This window comes from Actinomadura madurae, from assembly GCF_900115095.1.
GTDB lineage: Bacteria > Actinomycetota > Actinomycetes > Streptosporangiales > Streptosporangiaceae > Spirillospora > Spirillospora madurae.
In genome coordinates this window covers 473578-487355 of record NZ_FOVH01000005.1, presented here as the reverse complement: position 1 = coordinate 487355, position 13778 = coordinate 473578, and the positions used below count along the sequence as shown (strand labels likewise).

The window sequence follows — 13778 nt, the reverse complement described above, 5'->3', positions numbered from 1 at the left end:
GAACTGGTGCGAGGCGTTCTGGTTCTTCAGGCTGGAGTTGAGGTTGCCCTTGGCGCCGGCCTTGAAGTCCTGGTACTTGCCGCCGTAGTTGCTGTTGAAGTGGACGCGGACGGTCTTGCTACTGCGGTTCCAGACGGACGCGGCGTTGTTCTTGATGCACTTGCCTTTGCCGTTGCCGGCGCCTTTGAAGTCGTAGCAGGAGGGTTGTGCGGTGCCGTAGTCGGCGACCGAGCCGGTGAAGTCGGAGACCGAGCCCTTGTTGCCGCTGTTGAAGTAGTAGCAGAACTCGCCGCTCTCACAGACGCCGTTGCGGGCCGCCGCCGAGGCGGGCGATGCGAGGGCGGCCGCCGCCCCGCCGAGCGCGATGGCGGCGGTCGTCGCGGTGAAGATCTTGGTGAGCGTGCTCATGACGTTTCTCCTCCGGTGAGTGGGCCTGGATGTCGGATGGGTCAGCGGGTCCGGTACTCCTCCCAGGTGCGGATGGTCACGTTCGGGCCGTCGTCCGGGCCGCGGTTCGCGAGCCCGTTCAGGCCGAGGTAGTAGTCGCCGGTCTGGTGCTGGGCCGGGCCGGACAGGTCGGTGTCGTTGATGGCGGCGGCGTGGATGTGCCACGGCCAGTCGCCCTGGTCGGGGCTGCGCACCCACGCGGCGAAGCCGACGCGGCGCAGCGCGCGGGCGGCGGCGGTGCGGGTGGCGGCGCTCATCCCCTGGACCGAGATGTCGACGACGCCGCCGCCGTCGTGGGTGCCCGCGGACGTGGGGTCGCCGCCGGGGTTGTAGGACCCCTGGTCCAGCACGAGGTCGCGGCCGAGCAGCCGCTTCGCCTCGGCGAGCATGCTCCGCGTGCGGGTGTTGACGACGACGCCGCCGGTGGTCACCCGGGCGCCCGGCTCGATGAGGTGGGTGACGGTGAAGCGGCCGGCTCCGAGCCTGGTCAGCGACGTCTTGCCCGGCAGCCCGTTGGCGGCCAGGCCGGTGTAGCCGAGCGACTTCTGGTACTTGGCGTAGGCGGTGACCGTGGTGGTGCCGAAGTAGCCGTCCACCCACTTGGCGGCCAGCAGCCTCCGGTCGCGCAGCGCCCGCTCGACGAGCAGCACGCTGGCCTTGGCGCCCGGGGTCAGCGTGTCGTCGGCACGCCGCGGATCGATCTGGGCCGCCTTGACGGTGGCCTCCATGTTCACTTTCGGCAGGGCCGCGGCGCCGGCCACCTGGGCCGCCGACGTCCCGGACGCCGCGGTGAGGGAGGCGAGCAGGGCGGCCGCCGCGATGCCGGCGACATATGAGGGCAGCTTCATCTGATCTCCTGACGGCGGAAGCTTGGGAGCTGGGAGCTGGGAGCCGGGCGGTGACGCCCTCGGCGGGATTCCACGGTCACGGATCACCCGCGTGTCCACAAGAAGATCGTTGTTGTCAGCTTGTTCGCCAGGCACTCCGTACAGGCGGACGCGTCATCTGACAGCCGCGGGAGGCCTTGCGAGGTGCGCCTTCGCCGGGGAAGCGGCCGTGGCATCGGGAGGGGAGGCGCCCTGTAAGGCGACGGCTCCGGACGCCTATGCCCGTTGCGCTGAACTCCGCCCGGGTTCGCGCCATCGTAGTGACGTGATCACACATCTTGATCACGGTCGGGTGGCGGAGGTGGAGGCGGACGTGGACGCGATGCCGGATCGGCTGGAGCCCGGGGACCCCCAGCAGATCGGCGAGTTCTGGCTGTCGGGCCGGCTCGGGGCCGGCGGCCAGGGAGTGGTGTACGACGCCTACGGCCCGGACGGCGGCCGGGTCGCGATCAAGGTGCTGCACGGGGCGGAGGACTCACCCGGGGAACTGGAGCGGATGGCGGCGGAGGCGCGGGCCGCGCAGCGGGTCGCCTCCTTCTGCACCGCCAGGATCCTCCAGGTGCGGCTGGAGCCGCCGCGGCCGTTCATCGTCAGCGAGTACATCGACGGGCAGAGCCTCCAGGCCGCCGTCGCGGGCACGGGCGGGCGGCCGGGGCGCCGGTTCGGCGGGGACGACCTGCACCGCCTCGGCATCGGGATCATCACGGCTCTGACGACCATCCACCAGGCCAGGGTGGTGCACCGCGACCTCAAGCCCGGCAACGTGATGCTGGGGCCCGACGGCCCCCGGCTGATCGATTTCGGCATCGCGCGGGTGCTGGACACCCACTCGGCCACCGGCAGCGGGTTCGCCGGGACGCTGCGGTACATGGCGCCGGAGGTGTACGCGGGGCAGCGCGCCGGGGCCGAGGCCGACGTGTTCGCCTGGGGAGCGATCATGGTGTTCGCGGCGACCGGCGAGCACGCCTTCGGGGGCGGCACGCTGCCCGAGATCGCCCACCGGATCCGCACCCACGACCCCGACCTGACCGCGCTGCCGGACGCGCTGCGCCCCCTGGTGGCGTCGGCGCTGGCCAAGGACCCGCTGGCGCGGCCGTCCGCGCGGGCGATCCTGGCGGCGCTGACCCGGGACCCGAACGAGGGCGCCGACGATCTGGACGGCCTGGTCGCCGCCGGGGTGGCGCAGGCGGGGCCGCACACCCGGTGGGAGCCGGGCGACCCGGCGCTCGGCAAGGTCGCCGAGGACGCCTACACCGCCCTGCCGCCGCGCGAGCGGGACCTCGTCCCCGAGGTGTTCCTGCGGTGCGTGGTGCCCGGGGAGGACGGAAGCCTGGCCACCCGTCCCGTGCCGGTCGCGGAGCTGGCCGACCGGCAGGAGCAAGGCGAGTCCCAGGCGATGGAGCGCGTGGTGCGGGCCTTCCATCCGCTGCTGGTGGTGGCCGGCGGGCAGGTCGTCCTGGCGCGCCCGGCGTTGCTGCGGGCCTGGCCGAGGCTGCGGGACTGGGTCGAGGACGAGCGCGCCGGGCTCGCGGCGCACCATCGCCTCCGCCAGGCCGCCCGCACCTGGGACGACCACGGGCGGCGCCGCGGCGACGTGCTGACCGGCGCCCGCCTCGACGAGGCCGTGCACTGGGCGACCGCCGGCCGCCGCCAGTCCCTCAACCGGCTGGAGCGCGGGCTGCTCGACGCCAGCACCCGCGCCCAGACCGCGCGTGCGCGCCGCGTCCGCGCCGTCGCCGTCGCGATGGCGGTGACCACGGTGCTGTCGCTGGCGGCCACGGGCTGGGCGGTCAAGGCGCAGCGGACCACGGTCCAGCAGCGCGACATCGCGGCCGCGCGGCAGCTGGCCGCGCTGAGCGGCCAGTTCGGCGCCGCCGCGCCGGACAAGGCGGCCCTGCTGGCCGTCGCGGCGCAGAGCATCCGCGAGACCCCCGAGAGCCGCGCCGCGCTGCTGACCCTCGTCACCAAGCCGGCCCGCGGCGTGCTGAGCGGGTACAAGGGCGATCCCGTCGCGGTCGCGGCCGACCGCGGCGGGCGGCTGCTCGCGATCGGCAACGCGGACGGCACGGTCGCGCTGTGGGACGTCCGGGCGCACCGCCAGGTGGGCGGTTTCCTGCGGTTGCTGACCCCGTCCAGCGGCAGCCTCCCCCTGTCGGTGGCGGTGAGCCCCGACGGCCGGACGCTGGCCGCGGCGGCGTCCGAGGTGACCGACACGCCACGCGGCGAGGAGGTGAAGCGCGCCGTGCGGCTCTGGGACGTCCGCACCCGCCGGCCGCTCGGCGACCTGCCCGTCACCGCCCGGCCGAACTCGCTGGTCTTCACTCCCGATGGGAAGAGCGTTGCCGTCGACGACGGCGAAGGCGTCGCGCTCTGGGACGTGCGAACACTGAGCCGCCGCGGTCCCGGCGTCCCCCACTCGACCAACAACAACCCCGACGGTTTCACGGTCATCGCCCCCGGCGCCGCGACCGTGGCCACGGGCACGGTCGTGGGCGGCCCAGGCCCGACCACTCTGCGGGTGTGGGATCTGAACACCGGCCGGCCCAGGAAGTCCTTCCCGGTGAAGGGCACGGCGGTGGCGCTGAGCCCGGACGGGCGGACCGTCGTCACCCGGGAGACCCGGGACCCCGATCAGGGTGAGGGCTTCGACGTGTACCTGTGGGACACCCAGACAGGCCGGCAGCGGGGCGGGCGCATCCCCCTGCCCAGCGGTGGCGAGGTGGGACCGTTCAGCCCGGACGGGCGGGTCGTGGTGATCGGCACGCAGCTGTGGGAGGCGGGCGGCACGCACGTCGGCACGATCGCGACGGACGTCGGCGGCCTGCTGGGGGTCGCGGCGTTCGCCGGTGAGAGCACCGTGGTCTCCCTGGACGGGGACGGCTCCAGGAAGACCGTCCGGCTGTGGGACGTCACCGTCCATCAGCCCGACCACCGTCCCTTCGCCGCCGGGCGTCGCATCGGCATTCCTCCGGGCGACGAGGGGCCGCAGGTGCAGGGAGCCAGCCCGGACGGGCGGACCCTGATCACCTACGACAGCGAATCGGGCGGCTCCTTCCGGGGCTGGGACGTCGCGACCGGGAAGGAGAAGGCGCCCGCCGTTCCGATGCCGGCCGACACGGCGGGGTCGACGGGGGTGTCGCGGGTCGTGGTCGCTCCCGACGGGAAGACCTTCGCCACCGGCAACGACTACGGCCAGGTCAGGATCTGGGACCCGGCGGCGCGCCGGTGGTTCGGCACCGATGGCGCGCACGCCGGCAGTGTCAGCGCGATGGCGTTCAGCCCCGACGGCCGGTTCCTCGCGACCGGGGGCGGCGTCCAGAGCCAGGGGACCGAGACGTCGGTCGACGGCAAGGTGCACCTGTGGGACATGAAGAAGGACGCCCTGGTCACGAAGGAGCCGCTCATCGCCACCGGTTCGGGCGAGAGCGACGGGGTGACGGCACTGGCGTTCAGCCCCGATGGCAAGACCCTCGCCGTCGGCGTCGACCAGACGGCCCAGCTCTGGGACGTCTCCGGGCGGAAACAGCGCGGACGGCCGATCAGCGGGCTCACCACCGAGGTCAACGCGCTGGCCTTCGGTCCCGACAACACGACCCTGGCCATCGGCACCACCAGGACGGCCGTGCTGTGGAACGTCCGCGATCGGCGGCAGGTCGGCACCCCGCTCACCGGGCACACGGGCAGGGTGACGTCGCTCGCGTTCAGCCCGGACGGCGGCACTCTGGCCACCGGCGGCGACGACGAGGTCGTCAAGCTGTGGGACACCGCCGGGCAGAGCCAGATCGGCGCGCCCCTCGCCGGCCACACCGGCCCGGTGACCGCCCTGGCCTTCGGCCGGGACGCGGCCTCGCTGACCACCGGCGACAACGCCGCCACCGTGCGGCGGTGGAACATCGCCATGCCCGCGAACCCCGCGGCGACCGCGTGCGCCATCGCGGGACGCACCCTCACCCGCGCCGAGTGGGCGCAGTACGTCCCGCCCGGGATCGGCTACCGGGACGTCTGCGGGACGGCGTGATCGCCGCCGGCTGGGGCGTCAGGGGGTGTCGCGCCAGGAGCCGCCGGTCTCGCGTTCGAACGCGGTGCGGGTGGTGACGGTGTCGTAGAAGATCCGCAGGGTCGTGATCAGGCCGTCGCCGTCGAGTTCGAGCATGTCGACGCATTCGAAGCCGGCCGGGGTGCCCGAGGGCAGCGTCCAGTCGAAGCGGAACCAGACGCCGACGAGGCGCTCGCCCTCGGTGGCTCCGCGCAGGTGCAGCTCCGCCGAGCCGGTGTCGGCGAGCAGCCTCGGATAGAACTCCGCGGCGGGCGACGGCCCGTACAGCGGGGAGTGGACGACCGCGTCGGGGTGGAAGAGCGCCAGGATCTCGTCCAGGTCGCCGCGCTCCAGGGCGCCGAGGTAGGCCCTGGCCAGCGTGCGGCCGGTCATGAGCGCTGCTCGATCAGGACGGCCAGGCCGTCGAGGAGGCGGTCCAGGCCGAAGGCGCGGGCGTTGTCGTCCAGGCACGGGGTGGGGCCGCTCAGCGCGTCGCTGAGCTCGGGGAACAGGTCGGCGTGGCCGCGGATCAGTTCGGCCATCTCGCTGCCGCCCGACCATGCCTGGGTGCCGGCGGTGGCCACCGACTGGGTGTTGCGGACGTGGCCGAACAGCAGGAAGGCGGCGGCCAGCCGTTCGTCGCCGGTGAGTCCGGTTCCGGCCAGCGCGGCGACCGCGGTCTCGGTCCAGCCGGTCTCGCAGGGGCCCATGACGCGGGTGCCGACGGTGACGTTGGGCAGCCACGGGTGCCGCCGCCACACCTCGGCGAGCTGCCGGGCGAACTCCTCCATCTTGGCCCGCCAGCCGCCGGAGACCCCGTCGAGGTCGGGCGGCTCGCCCGCCGCCGTGTCGATCATGAGGCTGAGCAGCTCGGACTTGCCGGCGACGTGGCGGTAGAGCGACATCTTGGTGAAGCCGAGGTCGCCGGCGATGCGCTGCATGGAGACCGCGTCGATGCCGTCGGTGTCGGCGATCGCGATCGCGGTGTCGACGATCGCGGACACCGACAGCGGCATGCGCGGCTTCTTCTCCGGCTCGTCGCGGAGATCCCAGAGCGCGTTCATTTCACCGTTCCCCTTGTCAATCCGGCCTCGATGTGTCTAGCTTACATCAAGTGTCCGGCGGACACACAGCGTCCACCGGATATCCCCTCCTCCGTGAAAGGCAAGGTCAGACCATGACGACGACCGACGTCACCACCGGCGGCCTCGGCTCCGCCTCCACTTCCGTGACCGGCTCCGCGAACCCGGCCCGCGGCGTCCCGATGTGGCGCACCGCCCTGGTCGCCTGCGTGGGGGCCGCCGTCGCCACCACCGTCATCGCCGCCGTCGCGCGGGGCGCGGGCGTGGCGCTGGAGATCGAGGGCGAGCCGATCCCGCTGATGGGCTTCACCCAGCTGACGCTGCTGTTCAGCGCGATCGGGGTGCTGCTGGCGGTGGCGCTGCGCCGCTGGGCCGCCGCGCCCAAGCGCACCTTCCTGGCCGTCACCGGCGTGCTCCTCGCGCTGTCGATCGTGCCCGACCTGCTCATCTCGGCCACGACCGGAACGAGGCTCACCCTCATCGCCACCCACCTGGTGGCCGCCGCGATCGTCATCCCGCTCGTCGCCGGCCGCCTGCCCGGCCGCACCCGCTAGCGATCCGCGGGGCGGCTCCGCGCCCTCCCCGCCGGCCCCCGGCCGGCGAGGAGGGCCGCCGCCGTTTCCGGGACTGACCGGGTGGTCATTCGTTGGACGGGTGATGCCCGGCCGGGGCGGTGCCTGTGAGACTGGGCGTTCCGTGACAGGAGGGGACGATGGTCGCAGCGTCCACGCCGGAGGGGTTCCCGGTGGCGACCTCCGCGCCGGGGGTCGTGCTCACGCCCGGACCGGCCGAGCATGCCGTCGAACGGATGGTCGCCGGGCTGCGGGAGGCGTTCGCCGGGGAGTACGGCACGCATCTCGCCGCACCGCCCGTGCTGGACGCGGCCGTTGCGGAGCGCACCGGGTACGCGGCGTCCTTCGCGCACCTGCTCGGCACCGTGGGAGGGGCCGCGGACACGGGTCTCGTCCTGGCGCCGGCCGCCTGCCATCACGTGTACCCGCTCTTCGAGGGGCGGACGCTGGACGCGCCGGCCGGGGTCGGCGTGCTCGGCCACTGCTTCCGCAGCGAGGCCACCGCCGAGCCGGGTCGGCTGCGCTCCTTCCGCATGTACGAGGTGGTCCGGCTGGGCGGCTCCCCGGAGGAGTGCCGGGCCTGGCGCGACCGCGTCCTCGCGGTGGCGGGCCGCTGGCTCGGCGACCTGGGCATCACCGCGACGGCCCGGCCCGCCAACGATCCGTTCTTCGGACGCGGCGGCAGGCTGCTCGCGTCGGCCCAGCGCGACCAGGACCTCAAGTGGGAGCTGGCCGCGCCCGTCGGTGAGGACGTCGCCCAGGCGGTCGTGTCAGCGAACTACCACAAGGACCATTTCGGTGAGGCGTTCGGGATCGTCGCCCCGGACGGGAGCCCGGTGCACACGGCGTGCGTCGGCTTCGGGCTGGAGCGGCTGCTGCTCGCCCTGGGCCACGCGCACGGCGACCCGCGTCACGCCATGGACCAGCGCGAGACCGAGGCCGGCGACGCGGCGAAGAACTCCCCGGCGAACGCCGCCGCGGCGGCCCCGCTCGGCCGGCCCGCGCGCTCGCCCGCGGCACCCGGGAGCTCGGACGCGGCGGCGGAGAGGAAGGCGTCGACGTCGGAGTCCGTGAGGGCCGCGGAGGGCATGAAGCGCTGGCCGTAGCCGATGACGAAGCCGCGGTCCCGGACGCGCCGGAAGAAGGCGCGGCCCTGCCCGGGGTCGGCGAACACCACGTCGAACATCGTGGGATGCGAGAGCGCCCACGCCTCGACCGAGTGCTTGAGGAACAGCTCGTTCAGGCCGTCCATGAGCGCCGCGCCGATCCGGCCCATCCGCGCGACGGCGTCGGCGGACGCGTCCAGGGTCGCGAGGGCGGCGGCGTAGGGCGTGGTCTCCCGCTGGTAGGTGTTGCCGAGGTGGGTGCGGGCGGCGGCGGCCATCACGCCGGCCCGGCCCGCGACCGCCGACAGCGCGAAGCCGTTGGCGAGGCCCTTGCTGACCGTGAGGAGGTCCGGCGCGACGCCCGCGGCGGCGGAGTAGCCGCCCCAGGCGTACCTGAACCCGGTCATCACCTCGTCCACGATCAGCAGGGCGCCGTGGTCGCGGGTGAGGCGCGCCAGCTCGCGCAGGTACTCCGGCGGGAAGAAGTTGACCTCGGGGGTGACGATGACCGCGGCGACGGGGCCGCGGCGGCGGGCGAGCCGGTCCAGCTCGTCGAGGTCGTAGCCGAAGTCGGCGGTGTCGGGGTCGCGGTCGGGCAGCGCCATCGCGGGCCGGTACTGGAGCTGCCAGTCGTGCCAGCCGTGGTAGCCGCTGGTCAGCACGGTCCGGGCGGCGGTGTGGAGGCGCGCGACGCGGACGGCGGCCGTGGTCGCGCACGAGCCGGTGCGGAAGAACTCGGCGGTCTCGGCGGCGGGCACGATCCGGGCCAGCCGCCCGGCCACCTCCGCCCGCAGCGCCGAGGCCGGCTCGGGTACGACGCCTCCGGTGCGGCGCAGCTCGGCGACCACCCGGTCCAGGACGGGTTCGTACCCGGCGCCGAGCGGGGCGGCGCCGCTGCAGGAGGTCAGGTCGATGTGGCGGGTGCCGGACGCGTCCCACGCGTGGGCGCCGAGCGCCCGGTCCCAGCGGATCTCAGCGGCTGCGGTCATGACGTGCTCCTCCCGAGGGGGACTGCGGTGGCGGCGCCCGCGGTCAGGCCGGCGACGATGCGGCGGGAGATCCGGACGGCGTTCGCCAGGATGGTCAACGTCGGGTTGACGCCGCCCGGGTAGGGGAAGAACCCGCCGTCCACGACGTAGACGTTCTCCAGGTCGTGCATGCGGCCGTCCCGGTCGACCACCGAGCCGGCCGGGTCGTCGCCCGCCCGGCACCCGCCGTGCAGGTGCCGGCTGCCGTGCTGGTACCGGCTCGGCTCGAAGGCGACGTCGGTGGCGCCCGCCGAGCGCAGCAGCCGGGCGGCCCGGTCCGCCAGGTGGCCGAGCCGCGCCCGGTCGACCGGGTGGGTCGCGTAGTCCATGATCAGCTTCGGCACCCCCAGCGGCGTCGGCTCCCTGCCGAGCCGGACGCGGTTGCGCCACATCGGCTGGTCCGCGGCGTGGTAGTGCAGGCGCAGGGGGAGCCGTCCGGCGCGCGGGGCGCGGTCCTCGGGGCTCGCCTCGTACAGGACGCCGCCGAGGCCGGTGGGGCTGGCGTCGTCGAGGTAGTGATCGGTGAAGGCGACCGTCGAGAACGGTCCGGCCGCCGGCCCGGCCGGAGCCCGGGCGGACGGGACGGTCGCGTTCGCGTAGCCGCTGACCTTGAAGCAGAGCCCGCGGCCGACCATGTCGTACCGGTTGCCGAGCCCGTCCGGCGACCACCGGTTCCCCGAGCGCAGCAGCAGCGCCGCGGACTGCACCGCGTTGGCCGCCAGCACCACGATCCGGGCGCGGGTCACGTGCCGGCGCATCGCGCGCAGGTCCAGCCATTCGACGTGGTCGGCCCGGTCGAAGCGGCCGACGCCGATGCGCAGCGCCTTGCTCCGGGTCGCGACGGTCAGCGTCCCGCCGCGCGCGGCCGTCCGCAGCAGGGTCTCTGCGACGTCGGCCTTGGCGCCGACGGGGCAGGCGTACTCGTTGCAGGGGCCGCAGTGCACGCAGGCGGGGCGCCCCCGGTACGGGACGGAGTTGATCAACAGCGGTGTCGGGAACGGGCGCAGGCCGAGCGCGGTGCCCGCCTCCGCGAGGACGGCGCCCTGGGCGCTGAACGGGTGGGGCGGCATCCGGGGCGGGGCGGCCGGGGGTTCCAGCGGGTCGGCACCGTCGGCGCGGGCGATGCCGAACAGGGCCTCGATCTCGTCGTAGCCGGGGCGCAGGTCGCCGTATCCGATCGGCCATCGGGGGTCGAGCGCGTCCGCGGCGACATGCCCGCGGGCGTCGAAATCGACCTCCCGGAAGCGGAAGCCGATTCCGGCGAACAACCGCATGCCGCCGCCCAGCGCGCGGGCCGACCACGGTTTTCCGAGCGGGCGGAATGTGCCGTCGCGTCCCGGGACGAGCGCCGTCTCCCAGTCGGGTTCAACGGCTTTGAGACCGGCTCCGCCGTCGATTCGGCCGCCCTCCTCCAGAAGGAGCACGCGCAGCCCGCGGCGGCTCAGGAGGTGGGCGGCGACGGCACCGCTCGCACCGCCGCCGACAATGCAGACATCGGTATCAAGATAAGGGCTGGAACGGCTCCCCAAGAGATCTCACCCCGGATTCCGAGCGACTCTCGCCAACGCGGTCCGCCGGCGGTCACACTATCGCCGGATCCGCTTTTCGGGTTTGGCGCGGCGCGGGTCCGGCGTTTTTCCGCCGGGTATTCCCCGCCGCATGCGGACGCGTTCCGCCGCGCCTTCCCGATGCGTCGGGCGAGGGTCAGCGAGGAGGAATCGATGGCAGCGGTGACATGGCGGTCGTGCCGATTCTCCGGCGCCGGTGCCGCGATCGGGCCGGCGACCTGCGGGCAGAAGGGGCTGTGGCTGGACATCGCCGCCAAGGACCACCGGACCGCGTTCTTCAACCCGTCCAAGGAGGTCGAGGTCCCCGCCGGGCTGTCGGTCGGCGACCTGCTGGCGAGCCTGCGGACGCTGGTCGTCCGCCACCAGTCCCTGCGGACCGTCCTGTACCGCGACGGGGACGGCGCGCTGACGCAGGAGGTGCGGGCGGACGGCGCGATCGACGTGCCGCTGGTGGAGATCGGCGACGACGCCGCGGCCCTCTGGGACGCCGTGGCCGACCACCGGCGGGACGTGGAGCGGCGACCGTTCGATCTGGCCGCCGACCTGCCGCTGCGCCCGGCGGTCTTCCTGTCCGGCGGGAAGCCGGTGGCGGTGCTGCTGTGCACTGCGCACACCGCGGCGGACGGCACCGGGGTCGGCAATCTCGCCGCCGACTACGGCCGGCTGCTGGCGGCGCGCACCGGCGGCGACGGCGCCCTGCCCCCGGCGCGGCAGCCGCTGGAGCAGGCCCTGTACGAGCGCTCCGCGCGGGGACGGCGGCGGCTGTCCAAGGCGCTGCGCCACTGGCGGACCGTGCTGGAGACCGCGCCGCGCACCATGTTCCCCACGGAGCCGGACGGGCCGCCCCGGTACCACGCGGGGACGCTGTACTCGCGCGCGGTCGGGCCGGCGCTGAACGCCGCGGCGCGTCGGTACGCGGTGAGCGGCAGCACCGTGCTCCTCGCCGCGACCGCGGCGGCGCTCGGCCGGCACACCGGCATGCCGCGCTGCCCCGTCCAGCTGATCTCGGCCAACCGGTTCGCCGACGCCGAGGTGAACGCCGTGGCCTGCATGATCCAGGGCACCCCGGCCGTGATCGACCTGGACCGCCCGCGCTTCCGGGACGTCGTGGAGGACGCGTGGGAGGCCGCGATCCGCGCCCTGCGCCATGGCGTCTACGACCGGGACCGGCTGCCGGGGATCATCGCGTCCGCGCAGCGCCGCCGCGGAGTGGCCCTGGACCTGTCGTGCTTCTTCAACGACATGCGCGCCCGTACCGAACCAGACGCCGCGCCGGCGGCGGCCACCGACGCGGCCGCGCTGGCGGAGGCCGCACGGGACACCCGCTTCCGCGTGGAGGACGCGGTCGAGCAGGAGAAGTTCGCCCTCTACGCCGAGAACGCCTCCACCTATGAGGACGAGACGGACGAGCTCGTCGAGCTGGTGCGGCTCACGGTGCACGCCGACGCGCGCTTCGTGGACCCCGGCGAGCTGCGCGCCCTGCTGTCCGGCATCGAGAACCTGCTGGTCCAGGCGGCCTGCCGGGAGGTGCGGATGGACGAGATCGGCGAGGTCACCGGGATCGCGCCACCCGTCCGGACGGGACGGTGGGTCCTGCACGACGGCTGCTGGGTGGACCTCGACGCGGTGGAGCGGATGCTGCGGGAGGCGGTGGACGTGACGGACGTGCGGGTCGAGGCGGGACGGGCACCGGACGGTACCGAGGAGATCGTCGCGCGGCTCTGGCCGCGGGCGGGCGGGCTCACGGCCGAGGACGTGCGCGCCGCGTGCCTGCGGGCGCTGCCCGGCCGGCAGACCGCCGTCGTGCCCGGTCGGTTCGTCCTGGAGGGCGGGGCGTGAGCGGCGGCCGGGGCGTGGCCGCGGAGGTGGCGGAGTTCCTGGAGACGCTGCGGCTGATCCCGGACGCGGCCAGGGGTTTCGAGGTGCCGTGGGAGCGGGCGGCGGAGACGTATCTGCTGCCCGATGACGTCCTGAAGGCGATGGCCGCCGCCGGGCTGGCGGCGGACCGCCCGGACGGCGGTGACGGTCCCTGCTTCGACCATTTCGACCTGCTCAACGTGTCCCTTGAGCTGCGGGTCGCGAACGTCTGGACGTACGGCCCCGACGCCTGGGGACGCGGGCTGCGGGCCTCGGCGTCCCGGCCGCAGGCGCGGGTGGACGTCGAGCCGATCCCGGAATGCTCCGGGGTCGAGCACGAGGGCGGGGAATGCTCGCTGAGGGTGCGCTTCCCCGACGGGTGGCGCCCTTACGACCCGGATTCCCCGCCCGTCCTGCGCCGCGAGATCCGGACGTCGTGGCCGGCGCCCGGCGCCGGGACCGCCGCGCTGCTGGAGGAGTTCGGCCGGCTGCGGTTCGTCCGCCTTCCGGCGCTGGTCGGGAACGATCCGGCGTTCATCCGCCGTACCGGGATCGCCGACTGCAACGGGGCGGCGCGGCTCATGGCGGAGGAGGGGGAGCGGCGCGGGCTGAAATGCCGGCTCGCGCAGGGCGTCATCCTTTCCCCGCCGTTCTCCATCGCGCACTTCTGGACGGAAGTTGAAACGGACGGCCGGTGGGTCCCCTACGATCCGCTGATCGTGAAAGCGATGCTGCGCTGGGGAATCCTTGACGCCGGTGAATGGGATATCTACCGTTCGACGGGCGCGATTCTGGTTCGGCTCGCCGACGGACCCGGCGGCCCGCTCGCCCTCGACCACGGCGAACCCGTCGGCCTTTCGTTCGCCACCCGGCTCAGCTGACCGAGAACGGTTCCCGCGGACAACGAAAGAGGCGTTGGAATGGATGAAGTGACGACGGCGGTGGCGGACCGGCTGCGCGAGGTGTTCCGGCGGTGCGACGTCCCGCCGCGCGGGCTCGCCGGGGCCGGGCCGGACACCGACCTGTGGGATCTGGGCATGGACTCGTTCGCCACGATCAAGGTCATGGTGGCGATCGAGGAGGAGTTCGCGATCGAGTTCCCCGACACCATGCTCACGCGCGAGACCTTCCGCACGCTCGGGTCGATCACCGCGGCGCTGGAGACCCTGCTCGGCGCCGGGGACCGGGTCTGAGC

General features: G+C 74.1%; 11 protein-coding genes. 5 read left to right on the top strand and 6 right to left on the bottom strand.

The features are described 5' to 3' along the window. Window positions 1-408 (bottom strand): peptidase inhibitor family I36 protein (locus tag BM339_RS18325; RefSeq protein WP_177287722.1); only part of this gene is annotated, 408 nt, incomplete at its 3' end. A 41-nt stretch (window positions 409-449) separates the two neighbouring features. Next, window positions 450-1295 (bottom strand): peptidoglycan-binding protein, encoded by an 846-nt coding sequence (locus BM339_RS18320; RefSeq protein ID WP_075021619.1) that lies wholly within the window; start codon window positions 1293-1295, stop codon window positions 450-452. Window positions 1296-1626: 331 nt separating this feature from the next. Here BM339_RS18320 and BM339_RS18315 point away from each other — a divergent pair, with 331 nt between their 5' ends. After that, window positions 1627-5352, top strand: a complete 3726-nt coding sequence (locus tag BM339_RS18315) for a WD40 repeat domain-containing serine/threonine protein kinase (RefSeq protein WP_075021618.1) — start codon at window positions 1627-1629, stop codon at window positions 5350-5352. Window positions 5353-5370: 18 nt separating this feature from the next. On the opposite strand, the gene BM339_RS18310 is transcribed toward BM339_RS18315, so the two are convergent. After that, window positions 5371-5763, bottom strand: a complete 393-nt coding sequence (locus tag BM339_RS18310) for a nuclear transport factor 2 family protein (RefSeq protein ID WP_021596539.1) — start codon at window positions 5761-5763, stop codon at window positions 5371-5373. Next, complete coding sequence (locus BM339_RS18305; protein WP_021596540.1) at window positions 5760-6434, bottom strand: TetR/AcrR family transcriptional regulator; 675 nt, start codon at window positions 6432-6434, stop codon at window positions 5760-5762. Before BM339_RS18305 ends, BM339_RS18310 begins: the two co-directional genes overlap by 4 nt. A 113-nt stretch (window positions 6435-6547) precedes the next feature. Here BM339_RS18305 and BM339_RS18300 point away from each other — a divergent pair, with 113 nt between their 5' ends. Further along, window positions 6548-7006: a DUF6069 family protein gene (locus BM339_RS18300; RefSeq protein ID WP_052357381.1), complete on the top strand. Its 459-nt coding sequence runs from the start codon at window positions 6548-6550 to the stop codon at window positions 7004-7006. A gap of 928 nt (window positions 7007-7934) precedes the next feature. Here the strand turns inward: BM339_RS18300 and BM339_RS18290 are convergent. Further along, window positions 7935-9119 (bottom strand): aminotransferase class III-fold pyridoxal phosphate-dependent enzyme, encoded by a 1185-nt coding sequence (locus BM339_RS18290; RefSeq protein WP_075021616.1) that lies wholly within the window; start codon window positions 9117-9119, stop codon window positions 7935-7937. After that, window positions 9116-10687, bottom strand: a complete 1572-nt coding sequence (locus BM339_RS18285) for an FAD-dependent oxidoreductase (RefSeq protein WP_075021615.1) — start codon at window positions 10685-10687, stop codon at window positions 9116-9118. The genes BM339_RS18290 and BM339_RS18285 overlap by 4 nt, the downstream gene beginning before the upstream one ends. 192 nt (window positions 10688-10879) lie before the next feature. Here BM339_RS18285 and BM339_RS18280 point away from each other — a divergent pair, with 192 nt between their 5' ends. From BM339_RS18280 to BM339_RS18270, 3 genes are read left to right on the top strand one after another with little or no spacing between them, the layout of a single operon-like run. Further along, window positions 10880-12565: a condensation domain-containing protein gene (locus tag BM339_RS18280; RefSeq protein WP_075021614.1), complete on the top strand. Its 1686-nt coding sequence runs from the start codon at window positions 10880-10882 to the stop codon at window positions 12563-12565. Beyond that, the gene (locus BM339_RS18275) at window positions 12562-13464 is read left to right on the top strand and encodes a transglutaminase-like domain-containing protein (RefSeq protein ID WP_075021613.1); all 903 of its coding nucleotides are present in this window, start codon (window positions 12562-12564) and stop codon (window positions 13462-13464) included. Before BM339_RS18280 ends, BM339_RS18275 begins: the two co-directional genes overlap by 4 nt. A 39-nt stretch (window positions 13465-13503) precedes the next feature. Beyond that, window positions 13504-13776 (top strand): phosphopantetheine-binding protein, encoded by a 273-nt coding sequence (locus BM339_RS18270; RefSeq protein WP_021599147.1) that lies wholly within the window; start codon window positions 13504-13506, stop codon window positions 13774-13776. The last annotated feature ends 2 nt before the right edge of the window (window positions 13777-13778 follow it).

Coding starts and splice junctions, on each gene's coding strand:
- BM339_RS18300 (WP_052357381.1), top strand. CDS start 6,548: ATGACGACGACCGACGTCACCACCGGCGGCCTCGGCTCCGCCTCCACT.
- BM339_RS18310 (WP_021596539.1), bottom strand. CDS start 5,763: ATGACCGGCCGCACGCTGGCCAGGGCCTACCTCGGCGCCCTGGAGCGC.
- BM339_RS18290 (WP_075021616.1), bottom strand. CDS start 9,119: ATGACCGCAGCCGCTGAGATCCGCTGGGACCGGGCGCTCGGCGCCCAC.
- BM339_RS18320 (WP_075021619.1), bottom strand. CDS start 1,295: ATGAAGCTGCCCTCATATGTCGCCGGCATCGCGGCGGCCGCCCTGCTC.
- BM339_RS18305 (WP_021596540.1), bottom strand. CDS start 6,434: ATGAACGCGCTCTGGGATCTCCGCGACGAGCCGGAGAAGAAGCCGCGC.
- BM339_RS18270 (WP_021599147.1), top strand. CDS start 13,504: ATGGATGAAGTGACGACGGCGGTGGCGGACCGGCTGCGCGAGGTGTTC.
- BM339_RS18280 (WP_075021614.1), top strand. CDS start 10,880: ATGGCAGCGGTGACATGGCGGTCGTGCCGATTCTCCGGCGCCGGTGCC.